The organism is Pectobacterium sp. F1-1 (genome assembly GCF_025643735.1).
Taxonomy (GTDB): domain Bacteria; phylum Pseudomonadota; class Gammaproteobacteria; order Enterobacterales; family Enterobacteriaceae; genus Pectobacterium; species Pectobacterium colocasium.
Genome location: NZ_CP104733.1, coordinates 2,208,532 through 2,224,931, shown reverse-complemented (window position 1 = coordinate 2,224,931; position 16,400 = coordinate 2,208,532). Strand labels below are relative to the sequence as shown.

18 protein-coding genes are annotated in these 16,400 nt (G+C 49.1%); 11 read left to right on the top strand and 7 right to left on the bottom strand.

All coding sequences use genetic code 11. The features are described from left to right. Window position 1: 1 nt before the first annotated feature. Window positions 2–463, bottom strand: a complete 462-nt coding sequence (locus tag NAL19_RS09815; RefSeq protein WP_263059558.1) for a POTRA domain-containing protein — start codon at window positions 461–463, stop codon at window positions 2–4. Between the two features lie 294 nt (window positions 464–757). After that, on the bottom strand, window positions 758–2,314 hold the full coding sequence (locus tag NAL19_RS09810) for a TerC family protein (RefSeq protein WP_225087990.1): 1,557 nt from the start codon (window positions 2,312–2,314) through the stop codon (window positions 758–760). Window positions 2,315–2,880: 566 nt separating this feature from the next. Between NAL19_RS09810 and manX the strand changes: the two genes are divergently transcribed. The 5 genes from manX to mntP all read left to right on the top strand — a co-directional run bounded on the left by manX (window position 2,881) and on the right by mntP (window position 7,254). Then, window positions 2,881–3,849: a PTS mannose transporter subunit IIAB gene (gene manX / locus NAL19_RS09805; RefSeq protein WP_263059557.1), complete on the top strand. Its 969-nt coding sequence runs from the start codon at window positions 2,881–2,883 to the stop codon at window positions 3,847–3,849. Window positions 3,850–4,066: 217 nt separating this feature from the next. Beyond that, complete coding sequence (locus tag NAL19_RS09800) at window positions 4,067–4,864, top strand: PTS mannose/fructose/sorbose transporter subunit IIC (RefSeq protein ID WP_180741101.1); 798 nt, start codon at window positions 4,067–4,069, stop codon at window positions 4,862–4,864. A gap of 14 nt (window positions 4,865–4,878) precedes the next feature. Beyond that, window positions 4,879–5,721, top strand: a complete 843-nt coding sequence (locus NAL19_RS09795; RefSeq protein WP_263059556.1) for a PTS mannose transporter subunit IID — start codon at window positions 4,879–4,881, stop codon at window positions 5,719–5,721. 78 nt (window positions 5,722–5,799) lie between these two features. Beyond that, window positions 5,800–6,258 (top strand): DUF986 family protein, encoded by a 459-nt coding sequence (locus tag NAL19_RS09790; protein ID WP_263059555.1) that lies wholly within the window; start codon window positions 5,800–5,802, stop codon window positions 6,256–6,258. 423 nt (window positions 6,259–6,681) lie between these two features. After that, window positions 6,682–7,254, top strand: coding sequence for a manganese efflux pump MntP (gene mntP / locus NAL19_RS09785; protein ID WP_263059554.1), 573 nt, complete (start codon window positions 6,682–6,684; stop codon window positions 7,252–7,254). A 67-nt stretch (window positions 7,255–7,321) separates the two neighbouring features. On the opposite strand, the gene rlmA is transcribed toward mntP, so the two are convergent. The 3 genes from rlmA to NAL19_RS09770 all read right to left on the bottom strand — a co-directional run bounded on the left by rlmA (window position 7,322) and on the right by NAL19_RS09770 (window position 8,625). Continuing rightward, entirely contained in the window at window positions 7,322–8,152 is an 831-nt protein-coding gene (gene rlmA, locus NAL19_RS09780; protein ID WP_263059553.1) for a 23S rRNA (guanine(745)-N(1))-methyltransferase, read from the bottom strand. 106 nt (window positions 8,153–8,258) lie between these two features. After that, window positions 8,259–8,468, bottom strand: a complete 210-nt coding sequence (gene cspE, locus NAL19_RS09775) for a transcription antiterminator/RNA stability regulator CspE (protein WP_005968829.1) — start codon at window positions 8,466–8,468, stop codon at window positions 8,259–8,261. A gap of 40 nt (window positions 8,469–8,508) precedes the next feature. Further along, on the bottom strand, window positions 8,509–8,625 hold the full coding sequence (locus NAL19_RS09770) for a DUF2627 domain-containing protein (protein ID WP_085996916.1): 117 nt from the start codon (window positions 8,623–8,625) through the stop codon (window positions 8,509–8,511). A 947-nt stretch (window positions 8,626–9,572) separates the two neighbouring features. Here NAL19_RS09770 and NAL19_RS09765 point away from each other — a divergent pair. The 5 genes from NAL19_RS09765 (at window position 9,573) to NAL19_RS09745 (ending at window position 14,223) form a co-directional block, all read left to right on the top strand. Next, window positions 9,573–10,487, top strand: coding sequence for a metal ABC transporter substrate-binding protein (locus tag NAL19_RS09765; RefSeq protein ID WP_263059552.1), 915 nt, complete (start codon window positions 9,573–9,575; stop codon window positions 10,485–10,487). Then, complete coding sequence (locus NAL19_RS09760; RefSeq protein ID WP_225087985.1) at window positions 10,484–11,374, top strand: manganese/iron ABC transporter ATP-binding protein; 891 nt, start codon at window positions 10,484–10,486, stop codon at window positions 11,372–11,374. Before NAL19_RS09765 ends, NAL19_RS09760 begins: the two co-directional genes overlap by 4 nt. Then, a complete protein-coding gene (locus tag NAL19_RS09755) occupies window positions 11,374–12,237 on the top strand; it encodes a metal ABC transporter permease (RefSeq protein WP_263059551.1) in 864 nt (287 codons plus the stop codon). The genes NAL19_RS09760 and NAL19_RS09755 overlap by 1 nt, the downstream gene beginning before the upstream one ends. Next, window positions 12,234–13,091 carry a metal ABC transporter permease gene (locus NAL19_RS09750; RefSeq protein WP_225087980.1) on the top strand — a complete coding sequence of 286 codons (858 nt, stop codon included), beginning with the start codon at window positions 12,234–12,236 and terminating at the stop codon, window positions 13,089–13,091. Before NAL19_RS09755 ends, NAL19_RS09750 begins: the two co-directional genes overlap by 4 nt. 271 nt (window positions 13,092–13,362) lie before the next feature. After that, the gene (locus tag NAL19_RS09745) at window positions 13,363–14,223 is read left to right on the top strand and encodes a fructosamine kinase family protein (protein WP_225087979.1); all 861 of its coding nucleotides are present in this window, start codon (window positions 13,363–13,365) and stop codon (window positions 14,221–14,223) included. 70 nt (window positions 14,224–14,293) lie between these two features. Here NAL19_RS09745 and NAL19_RS09740 read toward each other — a convergent pair whose 3' ends face one another. Continuing rightward, entirely contained in the window at window positions 14,294–14,842 is a 549-nt protein-coding gene (locus NAL19_RS09740; RefSeq protein ID WP_263059550.1) for a YniB family protein, read from the bottom strand. A 176-nt stretch (window positions 14,843–15,018) separates the two neighbouring features. Here NAL19_RS09740 and hxpB point away from each other — a divergent pair, with 176 nt between their 5' ends. Continuing rightward, window positions 15,019–15,690 (top strand): hexitol phosphatase HxpB, encoded by a 672-nt coding sequence (hxpB, locus tag NAL19_RS09735; protein WP_225087976.1) that lies wholly within the window; start codon window positions 15,019–15,021, stop codon window positions 15,688–15,690. 80 nt (window positions 15,691–15,770) lie between these two features. Here the strand turns inward: hxpB and NAL19_RS09730 are convergent, their stop codons facing one another. Then, entirely contained in the window at window positions 15,771–16,103 is a 333-nt protein-coding gene (locus NAL19_RS09730; RefSeq protein WP_180741437.1) for a cupin domain-containing protein, read from the bottom strand. Window positions 16,104–16,400 lie beyond the last annotated feature (297 nt).

The following is a 16,400-nucleotide window of genomic DNA, read 5'->3' as shown; positions in this document are numbered from 1 at the left end:
CTCACAATGGAGTCGTCAGGTTGGTAATATAGCCCTGTTTGATGTATTTATTGCTGCCGTCATATACCAGCAGATTAATGTTATTAACATTAATACAACGGTTAATATGACTTTTATTTAACTGGTCTTTATCGCTTTCACGCAGCAGCGAACTCTTGTGATAATGAATTTCCTGTATGGACAAACAGTATCCGGTATTACTTTCACCAACTGGGTTCATCGTCATTTGTGGCTGATTTAATTGCAATAATAAATCACGCTGCTGCCGGGATTGATCGATCACTTCGGCCTGCCACTGCTGAATGTCCTTTTGGTCTGCCGGATTAAGTTGCGCGGAGAATGCTGAAAATGCTGTACAAAAAAATAGCGCAGGCGTGATAAGGATCAGCCTGAAAAAACCACGCATGGTTTCATCCCTGATGATAATAATTTTTTTTGGCATAGTAAAACCGTTAATTACCAAGCTCAATATGTCAGGTAATATATAATTTTATGACAATTGGTTTGCATTAAGTCGCGATAAAATATCCTCTTAACCAATAATTTCAGGGCTTTTACACCTCATCATACAATACTGCGTATTTCATGACCTCTGTTGTCGCTTCACCCTCTGGACACGCTTAGAAACAAGCTCTCAACAGTGAAACCATATTCTGTTCAGGCATAAAAAATCCGGAATCAGAAAACTGATTCCGGATTATCTCTTACTCGCAGGAACGTTCAAATATGCTTAAACGTTCTACTTACGCGGATCGCATTACGCTTCTTCAGCGTCTTCCTCATCCACAATGCGTTCCACACGCACCAGATCGATACGGTATTCGGAAACCTCAACGATATGGAAGCGCAGGTGGTGCAATTCGATGGTATCGCCAACTTTCGGAAACTCATCACTGTGCGCCAGCAACAGGCCTGCCAGTGAAGCATAATCTTCCTTCGGGTCAACCAGATCGCTGCTATCCACCACCTGCTGCAAAGCATGCAGGTCTGTTCCGCCCTTCACCAGCCAGCCTTCACCGTCTGGGATGATATCCAGCGTTTCGTCTTCATCCGGGAACTCACCTGCAATGGCTTCCAGCACGTCCAGCGGCGTGACCAACCCCTGCACTACGCCAAACTCATTGGTGATGATGACGAGACTGCCTTTCGCACGACGCAGAACGGGCAACAGATTAATCACATCCAGCGTTTCAGGCACGACGATGGGCGGGTTCGCCGCCGCGAAGCTTTCTACATCCGTCTGCGTTTCCAGCGCCACCAGCAGATCCTTGGCACGGACGATGCCGATAAGTTCATCCAGAGAACCGCGGCATATTGGGAACAGGCTATGAGGCGTGTCCAGCAATTGCATACGGATTTGCTCGACGGAACTTTCACTATCCACCCAGGAAATTTCAGTACGTGGCGTCATCACGCTACGCAGTGAACGCGACGCTAATGTCAGCACGCCGCTGATCATATTGCGCTCTTCCTCAGCAAACTCTTCTGTCGTGAGTTTCTTCTGGGGTTCATCAGCATCCAGATCATCCGTGTTTTTCCGTGAACCCATCAGGCGCAGAATGGCCTCTGCGGTACGCTCACGCAAAGGACGGTGCGATTGGTGCTTCATGAAGTTATGACGGGCAATCTGGTTAAACAGCTCGATCAGAATAGAGAAACCAATCGCGGCGTACAGGTAGCCTTTCGGAATGTGGAAGCCAAGACCTTCCGCCATCAGGCTCAGACCAATCATCAGCAAGAAGCTGAGACACAGGACAACCACCGTTGGATGCTCGTTAACGAATCGGGTCAGAGGTTTAGAAGCAATCAGCATGACACCCATTGCAATGATCACCGCCGTCATCATCACACCCAGATGATCGACCATGCCCACTGCGGTAATCACGGCATCCAGCGAGAACACGGCATCCAGCACGACGATTTGCGCCACTACGGCCCAGAAACTGGCGTGGGCACGATTGCCATTGCCATCGTGCGTTTTGTTCTCTAGCCGTTCATGCAATTCCATTGTGGCCTTGAACAAGAGGAACACACCGCCGAACAGCAAAATCAGGTCGCGACCCGAGAAGCTGAAATCACCAAGGCTAAACAGTGGACGCGTCAGTGTGACCATCCAGGAAATCAAAGACAACAGGCCCAGACGCATTAACAGCGCCAGGCTTAAACCGATAATGCGGGCTTTATCTCGCTGTTTGGGGGGTAATTTATCCGCCAAAATGGCGATAAACACCAAATTGTCGATACCCAGAACAATTTCAAGTACCACCAGCGTCAATAAGCCTGCCCAGATTGAAGGATCTAGCAAAAATTCCATGTCAGACTCCAGAAAATGAACGAGCAGATGACATCAATGCATGAGCCGCATTGAATGGTAATAAAAAGAGTTGATGTGAATCAGAGAGATTATGAATGTGGTCTGAGTGACCAGTTGAGTACAGAAAACCGCCAGCATTAGCGGGGAAACAGAGAACGTTTTGTCGGTGACAGTCCATGGGAAGGGCTGATGCCCGGTGCTCCTAAGCAATTTAAGGGACGTTTACTCTAACAGGTTGTTACCAATTTTCACAAAGAATTTCGTCGATCGGCTTCGCATTGATAACACGCTCAAATTTTCCGCTTCTGCATCCTTTTAGCCGCCCGTTTAACTGGTCAGCATTAGAGGATCATCACACTATTTATTTTTTCGATAACTAAAATAAATCTGTCAGTCACGATTTCTCGCCTGACAACCTGGAGGAACACAGTGAATGTCATGAATCCACGGTAAATTTTTTTCTTGCAGCCATACTAATACCGCGACGGTGACGTTGAGCGACTGAACGTTAACCCGGTTTCCTGACACATTGACTCTTTATGATCGTGAACGTGAGGAGGTAGCAAGTGAGTATTGCAATCATGTTATGCACTCACGGCGCCACTGCGGGACCGCTGTTAAAGACAGCAGAAATGATCCTTGGCGAGCAAAGCAATATCGCCTGGATCGATTTCGTTCCTAGAGAAAACGCCGAAACATTGATAGAAAAATATCAGGAAAAACTCACGCAGTTAGACACATCGCAAGGCGTGCTGTTTCTTGTTGATACCTGGGGCGGTAGCCCATTCAACGCGGCCAGTCGTCTCGTCACCAACAAAGAAAACCATGATGTTATCGCCGGCGTGAATATCCCCATGCTGGCGGAAACCTTTATGGCTCGGGATGATAATCCGTCCTTTTCCGATTTGGTTGCTATCGCTCTGGAAGCCGGCAGGGATGGCGTCAAGGCGCTGAAGTATCAGGATACGCCCAAAGCCGCGCCCTCTTCTCCTCCACCGCCGCCAAAAGCCAAGGCCATTCCCACACCAGCCGGTTCCGGTGAACACATGAAGATCGGATTGGCGCGTATTGATGACCGTCTGATTCATGGCCAGGTCGCCACCCGTTGGACGAAAGAAACCAATGTTTCGCGCATTATTGTCGTCAGCGATGAAGTCGCCGCCGATAACGTGCGTAAAACGTTGCTGACTCAGGTTGCGCCGCCGGGCGTTACCGCTCACGTGGTGGATGTCGCAAAAGCCGTCCGTGTTTACGACAACCCAAAATATGCCGCTGACCGGGTGATGCTGTTATTCACCAATCCGACCGATGTATTAACGCTGATCGAAAATGGCGTAAAAATCACCTCGGTTAATATTGGCGGGATGGCATTTAAACAGGGGAAAACGCAGGTCAATAATGCCGTTTCCATCGACGAGAAGGATATCGCTGCATTCCGGGAGTTAGATAAACGCGGCATTGAATTGGAGGTTCGGAAAGTCTCAACCGATACTCGACTTAAAATGATGGATTTAATTAACAAAATGCCGCGCTGATATCTATCGCAATGCGAATGTGATTAACGCGAACGTCACCATCAATAATAGCTTTATAGACCTGGCGATTTTCAAGATAGGTATTTATGTCGATATTGAAAAGCGTTATGCCGACATAGAAAGCTTTACGTTGACATTGAAGGCTCTACGTTGACATTGAAAAACAACGGGGATGGCGATTAATTTTTACTCAGACACGTTTTATAGGAGAAGTACGATGGAGATTACCACACTTCAAATTGTGCTGATATTTCTCGTCGCGTGTGTTTCGGGGATGGGTTCAATTCTTGATGAATTCCAGTTCCACCGTCCACTCGTCGCCTGTACGCTGATTGGCGCAGTATTAGGTGATTTAAAAACCGGGATCATTATTGGCGGTACGCTGGAAATGATCGCGTTAGGCTGGATGAACATCGGTGCGGCCGTCGCCCCGGATGCGGCGCTGGCCTCCATTATTTCAACCATTCTGGTTATTGCCGGCGGTCAGGGGATCGGCGCCGGGATTGCACTGGCGATTCCACTCGCAGCAGCCGGGCAAGTCTTAACCATCATCGTTCGTACCATCACAGTCGCATTCCAACATGCGGCAGATAGCGCAGCAGAGCGAGGTAACCTCACAGCCATTAGTTGGATTCACGTCTCCGCCCTGCTGCTACAGGCCATGCGTATCGCGATCCCTGCGGTCATTGTGGCCATTTCCGTCGGCACCGATGCCGTACACGCCATGCTGAACTCCATCCCGGAAGTGGTCACCAACGGTCTGAATATCGCCGGTGGCATGATTGTCGTCGTAGGTTACGCGATGGTCATCAACATGATGCGTGCAGGCTACCTGATGCCGTTCTTCTATCTTGGCTTCGTGACCGCCGCGTTCACCCAGTTCAACCTGGTAGCGCTGGGCGTAATCGGTATTGTGATGGCGGTGCTGTATATCCAGCTCAGCCCGAAATATAACAAGGTTCAAGGCCAGCCGGTTTCATCAGGCAATAACGACCTTGATAACGAACTGGATTAACAGGAGTGAGCAAAATGATCGAAAACACGAATGTCAAAAAACTCACTGACAGCGACATCCGCGCGGTGTTTATCCGTTCCAACCTGTTTCAGGGTTCCTGGAACTTTGAACGTATGCAGGCACTCGGCTTCTGTTTTTCCATGGTGCCGGTGATTCGCCGTCTTTATCCTGAAAATTCGGAAGAGCGCAAACAGGCGATCAAGCGCCATCTGGAGTTCTTCAACACACAGCCATTTGTTGCAGCCCCGGTACTTGGCGTAACGATGGCAATGGAAGAACAGCGCGCTAACGGCGCCCCCATTGACGATGCGGCGATAAACGGCCTGAAAGTCGGGCTAATGGGGCCATTAGCTGGCGTCGGCGATCCAATATTCTGGGGCACCGCCCGTCCGGTATTCGCCGCACTCGGTGCGGGGATTGCCATGAGCGGCAGCCTGTTAGGGCCCGTCCTCTTCTTCGTCCTGTTTAACCTGGTTCGCCTGCTGGTACGCTACTACGGCGTCGCCTACGGCTACCGTAAAGGGATCGATATCGTCAGCGATATGGGCGGCGGTTTCCTGCAAAAAATGACCGAGGCAGCCTCTATTCTCGGCCTGTTCGTCATGGGAGCCTTGGTCAATAAATGGACTCACGTTAACATTCCGATGGTGGTGTCGACGGTGACGAACCAAAACGGTACAACCACGGTGACCACCGTTCAATCTATCCTTGACCAGCTTATGCCGGGACTCGTTCCCCTGCTGCTAACGTTCGGCTGTATGTGGTTGTTACGGCGCAAGGTGAACGCACTGTGGCTGATTATGGGCTTCTTCGCCATTGGTATCTTCGGATACTGGATCGGCCTGCTCGGCGTGTAATAGCCAATGGCCGGGTACTAATACGCCCGGCCATTTTTTATGACGGTTCTGGATGCTTAACGAGCAAGGGTAATACGGATGACAATGACAGATATCACGCTGGTCGTGTTGATTGCATTAGCGCTGGTTTATGCCATCTATGATGAGTTCATCATGGATAAACTCAAAGGGAAAACCCAGCTCCTCGTCCCTCTGAAACGGATGAATCGGCTCGATACGCTGATTTTTATCGGCTTAGTGGGGATTCTTATTTATCAGAATGTGATGAGCCATGGCGCTATTCTTACTACCTATCTTTTGATTTCTCTGGCCTTCATGGCGTGTTATCTGGCTTATATTCGTCGTCCTAAACTGGTGTTTAAATCAGCCGGCTTCTTTTATGCGAATATATTCATTCCTTATACCAGAATTAAAAATATGAATTTATCTGAGGATGGCATATTAGTCATCGACCTCGAGAAACGGCGTTTATTAATACAGGTTATTCAGCTTGATGATTTAGAAAAAATATATAAATTTATGATTGAGAATCAATGAGGTAAACTTATCAGGCGAATTATTTTAAATAACCACGAACATACACCTCATTTTCTGGTGGTATTTTAACCTCAATAACTTTGACGTTATTTTATACAATTAATCAATTTCGACAATCAAATGAAAATAATTATCAATTGCATTATTAACACGTAAAACTTTTAGTGTTGTTTGCCGCATAAATAATATGGTAAGGTTGCGCCGTCATTGGGGAGTAGCCGATTTCTGATTAAGTAATATTCACGATAACTGATCAGAAATGCTCGTATCAACATACTCGTTTATCTCTTGTTATAGGAGCATAAGCGTGGTGCGGGCGGCCAAGCGTGATTGGTAGGCGAGACCATAGACACGTAAGATCGTCATTCGGGTTGGGGATGATCTGCGTGTATATGGTTAATCGTCCAGCCGAGGCTATTTACAATGAATATGACAGCAACACTTATCTTAGCATTTGGTATGTCAATGGATGCCTTCGCCGCGTCAATCGGTAAAGGTGCCGTCCTGCATAATCCTCGTTTCCGCGATGCCATCCGTACCGGACTCATTTTTGGTGTCATCGAGGCTATCACCCCTCTCATTGGTTGGGCACTTGGCTTTTTCGCCAGCCAATATATTCTCAAATGGGATCACTGGGTTGCGTTTACACTGCTATTGATTCTTGGCGGCCGTATGGTCGTTGAGGGACTCAAAGGCTCTGACGACTGCCGTTGTGAGAAAGTCAAAAATCATAGTCTGGCGTTATTGATCTGCACCGCTGTCGCCACCAGCCTGGATGCCATGGCAATCGGCGTCGGTCTGGCTTTCCTTCAGGTGAATATTTTTCATACCGCGATGGTGATTGGTTTTGCCACCATGCTCATGGTGACAATCGGTATGATGATTGGCCGCTACATCGGCCCGATTCTCGGCAAGAAAGCGGAAGTGATTGGTGGGTTGGTTCTGATTGGTATCGGCTGCAATATCCTGTACGAGCACCTCGGCTACGCCGCCTGATAAACTCATCTTACTTCAACGGGCAGCCCGACTATCGTGCTGCCCGTTTTATTCTTCTCGATCTTGATTAAGCGACGACGTCGCTATCAATACGCTGATGTAAGCGGATAATAAAATCCGTTTCACAACGAAATACGGCAGCCGCACGCAATCGCTCGCTAACATCTGGCGTGGCCCGCCAGGCAAAAGGCGTCATCTGCAATAACGCCGCAGCTTCGTTCCCGGATAGCTGCATCGGGTACGCGAGCGTTTGCTGATCCATAAGCTGAAAGCCGACGAGCGCTTCATCTTTGCTCTGGTGTAATAACACCTCATCGTAGACTTCCGCCTTTAGTTGATAAAGATGTCGAGGCCCCGGGGACACCGTCACTACCCAACCGCCAACCTTAATGGTGCGCTGTAGCTCCGCGTCATTACACGGCGCGTAGATTTTTACCACAGCATCAAGGGATTCGTCGCGAAAAGGCAGTCTCTGGCTGGATGCAACGCAAAACTCAACATTTTCATACCGTTTTGCCGCACGCTGAATCGCCGCTTTGGACACATCCAGTCCGTAGATCGTCATCGTTCTGTGCGATGCAAGACGCTGCGCCAGCTCCGCGGTGTAATACCCCTCGCCACAGCCGATATCCAACAGCGCAGCAGCCTCATCAGCCACAATAGCCTCAACGCGTTGCGCCACCATGTCGCGTAGCGGCTGATAGTGACCGGCTTCCAAAAAACTACGCCGAGCCTGCATCATTTCGGCACTATCACCAGGCTGTTTTGAACGCTTAAACTGTACTGGCAACAGGTTGACGTACCCTTCTTTCGCACAGTCAAAGCTATGTTTACCACACGTCCATTGCCGCGGGTGTCGCTCCAGAGGTAACTGGCATAGCGGACACTGATAACTCATCGGCACATTTTCCTCATTAAAAACATCTTTATTACGTCACGGGTAAAATAAAACGCAGACAACAAAAAACCCGCACCATGGCGGGTTTTGCAACAGAGCTGTAAAATTACAGCGCAGTGACGTTTACTGCGGAAGGACCTTTCTGGCCATCCTGAATTTCGAATTCTACGTTCTGGCCTTCAGCCAGAGTTTTGAAGCCGTTGCCTTGAATTGCAGAGAAGTGTACGAATACATCTTTGCTGCCGTCAGCAGGAGTGATGAAACCAAAGCCTTTAGACTCGTTGAACCACTTAACCTGACCTTTAATCTTTGCCATTTCAAATATTTCCTTTAATTGTTTAAACCGCCAAAAGGCGTTATACAGACAAACCAAAGTCGTTACTGCTTGAGGCACTAAGATAAGGATCGGCAGAGAAGCAGCATGCAACGCTAAAGGTTGTACTTAAGTCTTCTTTACTGAAAATGCCATTCATATACAGAACTGTACCTCGTTTTACCCAGAAGCGTTATTACACACTATGTAATCGATGGCAAGGCCTTTTTTATCAGTCGTGGACATGCCGCACAAATTCACATCATCCCTGATTCATTAATACACGATAACGTTCGCTGATGCCTATATTCACTGGCGGCATCTGGCACCACACAATAAGCGCACGAAAGATTCTATCATGCAAAAAAATACGCGACAGCCGTCGCATTTCTGACACACATGCACCAGCAATCATAACAAAAAGCTATAATTAGTGTGCGTCGATGAAGGGATATTGAACATTAACAACAAGCGTGCCCGACAGCGGCCACGCTTATATCAATGTTTAAAATGGATTGTCATTTTTATGCTATGTATATCTTTTGCATTAATACATTACATAATAGAAATTATTTATTGACTAACTTTTCGTTACGCCAGAAATTAACTGGTTTTAACCAGTAACACCAATAATGCCACCAGAAAAGTCAATAATACTAAACTTGCCAACTTCCAGCGTCGTTCTGATTTTGTGCTCATATCACTTACGATCCTTTCGTATAAACGAGAGACATCTCTCACATTCTTTATGGTTTATCGGCAGCTGTTGATATTTTCTTAAGGCTGCATCAGATTTCTCTCTTTTTTGGCGTAAATTTCGCCATGCGTATGATCAAATATAGCTGAACGACAGTTCACCACTGTTACCGTTAGACTTTCGTTGTAACCTTAAGTAGGATTCATTAAATTAAAGCAACATTTATGTTACTAAAGGAGCATGATGCGTTCCTTACCCGCGCAAGCACGTATGACGAGCCTGCGAACAGTGATTTCTTGTGTCATGAGACACCCTCCACTATTGACTCTCCGCCCTTCTCTGCCTCTTGACTTAAATGATATTGATAATTATTCTCAAATAACACTTCTACGGTTTGTAAGGATATCCGCATGATTGGTTTTCACGCCCGTTTACCTGCCCTGTTCCGCCGTATCGCGCTACCGTGCGTCTTACTGCTTTTAGCCAACGCCTCCGCTCAGGCGGCTGAAAAGCTTAAAGTCATCACCACCTTTACCATCATTCAGGATATCGCACAGAATATCGCTGGCGATGCCGCAACGGTCGAGTCCATCACCAAGCCCGGTGCAGAGATTCATGATTATCAACCGACACCGCGCGATATTGTAAAAACACAGTCTGCGCAGTTGGTGCTGTGGAACGGCATGAATCTTGAACGTTGGTTTACGCGCTTTTTCGAAAACGTAAAAAATGTGCCTGCCGTCGTGGTAACCGAAGGCATCACGCCACTTCCGATCCGTGAAGGTGCCTATAATGGCAACCCAAACCCACATGCCTGGATGTCGCCCTCCAATGCATTAATCTATATTGAAAATATCCGAAAAGGCCTGGTGCAAGCCGATCCCGCCAATGCCGAGACGTATAACCGTAACGCCAAAGCCTACGCAGAAAAAATTAAGGCTCTCGACGAACCGCTACGTGAACGTCTCTCCCGCATCCCAGAACAGCAACGCTGGTTAGTCACCAGTGAAGGCGCATTCAGCTATCTGGCGAAGGATTATCAGTTCAGTGAAGTCTATCTCTGGCCAATCAATGCCGACGAGCAAGGGTCGCCGCAGCAGGTACGTCGGGTTATCGATACCGTGCGTGAAAAGGCTATCCCTGTGGTCTTCAGCGAAAGCACGGTTTCCGATAAACCAGCAAAACAGGTGAGTAAAGAAACGGGGGCGAAATATGGTGGCGTGCTGTATGTTGATTCGCTGTCTACAGAAAAAGGCCCTGTGCCAACCTATATCGACCTGTTACAAGTGACGGTGGAAACCATCGCGAAAGGATTTAATCAATGAGTAGCGATCGAGCAGTACAGTCATTAGACGTCAATGATGTTTCGGTTACTTACAGCAACGGGCATCAGGCTATTCGCCACGCCTCGTTTTCCCTGACCGGCGGTACGATTTGCGCCCTGGTTGGCGTCAACGGCAGTGGGAAATCAACGTTGTTCAAAAGCATCATGGGGTTGGTCAAGCCAACCTCAGGGCAGGTATTGCTCAACCAGCAACCTATCTATCAGGCGCTGAAACAGAATCTGGTTGCTTATGTTCCCCAAACAGAAGATGTGGACTGGAATTTTCCCGTTCTGGTTTCCGACGTCGTCATGATGGGGCGCTACGGACGGATGAATTTTCTGCGCATCCCGAGTAAGCAAGACCGCGCCATTGTAGCGGAATCGCTGGAGCGCGTCGGGCTATCGACGCTGCAACATCGCCAGATCGGCGAACTGTCCGGTGGTCAGAAAAAACGCGTATTTCTGGCGCGGGCGCTGGCTCAGCAAGGCAGCGTATTACTGCTAGATGAGCCTTTCACCGGCGTCGACGTTAAAACGGAGAACGCGATTATCGATCTGCTGCGCACCTTGCGTGATGAAGGCCATTTGATACTGGTGGCAACCCATAATCTCGGTAGCGTTCCAGAGTTTTGTGACAACGTTATTTTAGTCAATCGTACCGTATTAGCCGCAGGCCCCACGCACAGCACCTTTACTCAGAGCAATTTGGAAAAAACATTCGGTGGCGTTCTACGACACATCAACCTCGGAGGCTCTCATCTGCATGATGACGATGACGTCCGCTCAGTGACGGTGTTAACAGACGATGAGCGTCCAGCTGTATTCTATGGTTCGACCAAGAGCGACCCTCCGGCGTCACGCGCCATACCGGAGGAGAAAAAGCCCTGATGATCGATATCCTGTTGCAGCCATTCAGCTATAACTACATGGTCAAAGCGATCTGGGTCAGCGCCATTGTCGGCGGCGTATGCGCTTTTCTTTCAGCATACCTGATGCTGAAAGGCTGGTCGCTGATGGGCGATGCGCTCTCTCACTCCGTCGTACCGGGTGTCGCCGGTGCCTATGCATTAGGCCTCCCCTACGCTGCCGGTGCATTTTTTACCGGTATGCTCGCCGCACTGGCAATGACGCTGATCCGTCACATAACCCGATTGCGCGAAGATGCGATTATCGGTTTTATTTTCTCAACGTTTTTCGCTGTCGGCCTGCTGATTATTTCGCTCAACCCGACATCGGTTAATGTACAGTCCATCATTTTCGGCAATATCTTGGGCATTGCCGAAGAAGATATCCTGCAAGTTGAAATCATCATCGGCGTGACGTTCGTAATTCTTTGCCTGCTATGGAAAGATCTTCTGGCCGTATTTTTTGATGAGAACCACGCCCGTTCGATTGGCCTTTCTCCGCTGAAGCTGAAAATTTTGTTCTTTACGCTGCTGAGTGCTTGTACTGTCGCGGCGTTGCAAACGGTCGGGGCGATTTTGGTGATCGCGATGGTGATTACACCGGGTGCCACCGCGTATTTACTCACCGATCGGTTTGGGCGTCTGGTGGTGATATCGATTGCACTTGGGGCGATCACCAGCGCCGTGGGCGCGTATCTGAGCTTTTTCATCGATGGCGCAACCGGTGGCGTGATTGTCACGCTGCAAACCCTTGTCTTCTTGCTGGCGTTTGTTTTTGCGCCAAAACATGGGCTACTGGCCTCGCGCCGCCTGCGGCTACGCGATCAATCAGGAGATGCGTTATGACGCTAATAAGCTGGTTAATCGATCCCCTATCCTATCCGTTCATGCAGCGTGCTCTACTCGCCGCCGTCGTCACAGGTACGGTTTGCGCGGTGCTGTCGTGCTATCTGGTGCTGAAAGGCTGGTCGCTAATGGGTGATGCCATTTCCCACGCCGTGCTGCCCGGTATCGTTGTCGCCTTTTTACTGGGGATCCCGTTGGTTATCGGGGCTTTTGTTTCCGGCATTTTTTGTGCGATAGCAACGGGATACGTGAAAGAGCACAGTCGAGTCAAAGAAGACACGGTAATGGGGATCATCTTTTCCGGTATGTTTGCGCTGGGGCTCGTCATGTTTGCGCGCATCGATACCGATCAGCACCTGAACCATATCCTGTTTGGTAATGTGCTGGGCATCACTCAACAAGAGCTGACGCAAATCTTACTGATTGCCGGGGTGACGTTAGCCATCATGTTGCTAAAACGGCGAGATTTCATGCTGTACTGCTTCGATCCCAATCATGCCCGCGTCATTGGCCTGCCCGTTAAGCTGCTGCACTACGGGTTATTAAGCCTGTTGGCAATGACTATCGTTGCATCATTGCAGGCCGTCGGCGTTATTCTGGTGATCGCGATGCTGATTGCGCCGGGCATTATTGCCTTCATGGTCTGTAAGCGCTTCGAGCGTATGGTGCTTGTCGCTACGCTGGTTTCCGTCATTTCTTGTATTGCTGGCACCCTGATCAGTTTCTATATCGATGGCGCGACCGGCCCTTGTATCGTCATCGTTCAGGCTCTGTTCTTTACGCTGGCGCTGACGTACCACCAGCTTAAACTACGTCGCCAGGCTAGCTCTCAGGTTGTCACTGACGCACTGTAATCCCCGCTGTTTTTCTTCTGCTTAACATGACGTAACCGGAAATCAAGCATCGGTTACGTCATTCATACCGATTTATTGCTTCATCCTGCGGATTGAGCGTCATCCTAACTCCGTTATTTTTAATTCCGTCTATACTTGTTTTTCGCTATCACCGCCTATCGGTTATCACTGTGCTGTAGATTCCATTTTTATTACGCTCAATGGGTTACCGTAAGCGAATCACCCCAGTGAATAGCAGGGTATCGGGCAACATCAACGGGAGGATGACCTTATGTGGCAAGCTATCAGCCGACTTTTGGAAGAGCATCACGGTACTGCAGAAATTCAGGAACACCGCGAGTTGTCCGGTGGTGAAATACATCCAGCCTGGTATGTCCGTTATGGCGAGCACGATGTTTTCGTGAAATGCGATAGTCGTGAAATGCTGGCCAAATTCACTGCTGAAGCCGATCAGCTTCACCTGCTGAGCCGCAGCAATACCGTGCGAGTGCCCGCTGTTTACGGTGTCGGTAGTTCACGCGATCACAGCTTCCTGCTTCTGCAATACCTGCCCGTTAAACCGTTGGATGCCCACAGCGCCTGGTGTCTGGGCGAACAGTTAGCTCGCCTGCATCAGTGGAGCGACCAGCCGCAATTTGGGCTGGATTTCGACAACGACCTCTCAACAACGCCTCAGCCAAACAGCTGGCAGCGGCGCTGGGCGACCTTTTTTGCCGAACAGCGAATTGGGTGGCAGTTACAGTTGGCTGCGGAAAAAGGGATGCACTTTGGTCACATTGAAACACTGATCGCACGCGTTGAGGAACGCCTCGCGGGGCATCAGCCACAACCGTCGCTCTTGCACGGTGACTTGTGGCCAGATAACTGCGCGAATAGTCAAGATGGTGCTTATCTGTTCGATCCGGCCTGCTATTGGGGGGACAGGGAATGTGACTTAGCGATGCTGCCGCGCTACCCAGCCCTGCCCGCACAGATTTATGATGGCTACCAAAACGTGTGGCCATTGGATAAAGGCTTTATCGATCGCCAACCCATTTACCAAATTTATTACCTGCTTAACCGCGCCAATCTTTTCGGCGGTAAACACATCGTTGAGGCGCAACAGCTCATCGAGCGACAACTCTTGAGTTAATGCAAGCCGTTGGATCTACGGTAGGAAGGATGTTTCAGCGTCTGGCGCAGACTTTGCGCCAGACGATTACTCAGACGGGCAATCCTAATAAGCGCAATACCAGATAGCCAACGCCAGCAATAATCACCGGCAGGATATAAAGCGGAAAGAATTGCACAAAAATCGTGTGTCCGGGAACAATGACACGTGACTCCAGCGTCTCACGCGTGTTCCCGCCATCCCCTTTCATCTTTTCCAGAATCAGTTGATCTTCAATGCCTTCCTTTATTGCTTTCGCCTGACGAGACATCCGGGCACCCGAAACCTGCAATGCCAGACCAATAAAAATCAGGATGTAGATCAGCCAAAACATCAGCGTCGCGGCACTGAAAAAGCGCGTAAAATCCGGTACCGGCGAGTTGAACCAAAAAATATTCAGGAAAGGCGTATTAAAACGCACCATGTCGACCATCAAATGCAGAAAATCCAGGAGAACCGCGTCAATACCCTGTTTTTTCTGTGTATACGCGTAAAGATAGTTAGCCAGCGAGACGAGCGTTGAAAGCAGCGCGGGAATAAAAAGGATCCATCCGGCAATGCGTTTAACGACGGCAATACGGCCAGCCTGTTGATACGTCATGAGAACCCCTTCTTAGCGACGCAACATCGGTAATATATCGTTTTAGTACGACGGGTAGCCTACTGTAAGTTTGCGTGCAGTCAACTCTTTATCTCCCACACCGCCTGATCGGCCACCTTCTTTAGGGTATAGTTTACCACTAAATCTTCTTTTTCTTTGCTGACGGAGCCAGTGGTATGTCCTTTGATTCTTCTCTACGCGCGGCGATTTTCGATATGGATGGGTTGCTGATTGATTCAGAACCGTTGTGGGATCAAGCAGAACTGGAAGTGATCGCCTCGCTGGGCGTAGATATTTCGTTACGGCAGTCAATGAAAGATACGCTAGGCCTGCGCATCGATATGGTTGTCGAACTGTGGTATCAGCTCTCCCCCTGGGCAACACTCAGTCGGGATGAAGTTGTCCGCCGTATTATCGATCGCGCCATCGAGCTCGTTGCCGAACAGCGCCCGCTTCTGCCCGGCGTCGAACATGCTCTGAAATTGTGCCGTGCGCAGAATCTCAAAATTGGTCTGGCTTCCGCTTCGCCGCTCCACATGCAGCAGCAGGTGCTGAAAATGTTTAATCTGGAGCACTACTTTGATGTCTTAATGTCCGCCGAGACGCTGCCCTATAGCAAACCTCATCCCGAAGTCTATTTGAATGCCGCGGATGCACTTGGCGTTTCCCCTACGCAATGCGTGACGCTGGAAGATTCAGTGAACGGGATGATCGCTACCAAGGCAGCACGCATGCGTTCAATCGTTATTCCACAGGCGGAGTTCCGCGCTGACGCACGTTGGGTACTGGCAGATCATAAGCTGGACTCGCTGACTCAGCTAACCGAAAAGCATTTAGTGCAGGCATAAAAAGCAGGAAAATAGAAAAGCGGATGTGGTGAGAGAGTACGAAAGCGTGACCAGCCAACAACTGGCCACGCTTTGAGGTATTACAGGAAGTCAGCGCGCTTAGGCGAAAACGTATCGATCAAGACGCTGCCGTCTTCCAGCGAAACGACACCGTGCATCTCGTTTTTCACCGCCAGATAAGCGTCGCCAGTTTTCAGAATACGCTTCTCGCCCTCGATCACCACTTCAAAGCTGCCTGCGGCAACATAAGCAATCTGATCGTGAATCTCATGGAAGTGAGGCGTACCAATCGCACCTTTATCAAAATGGACAAGCACCATCATCAGTTCATCAGTCCAAGTCATGATCTTGCGTTTAATGCCACCGCCCAACTCTTCCCATGGCGTTTCATCATCAATAAAGTATCTTCTCATCATCATCTCTCCTCTAACGCTTGTATTGCCCATACCTTCTATTGCGTCAACAAACCGTGCACGACAACGAGTGTATGACTATGGATTGCGACATTTTAGCCACATCAGTACCAGAAGAAACATAAAATAAGCAAAACCATGACGGCCCTCAAGAAATAAATAAAACATTATTTCATTTTTATTGAATTCACATCCCATCCAAACTATCATCCCGCATAACACGAAAGAACCGGGCATGTTGAGGAACAGGTGACGTTGTCACTGCCACGCGACATCATCTGTTTCGCCCGGCGCTTT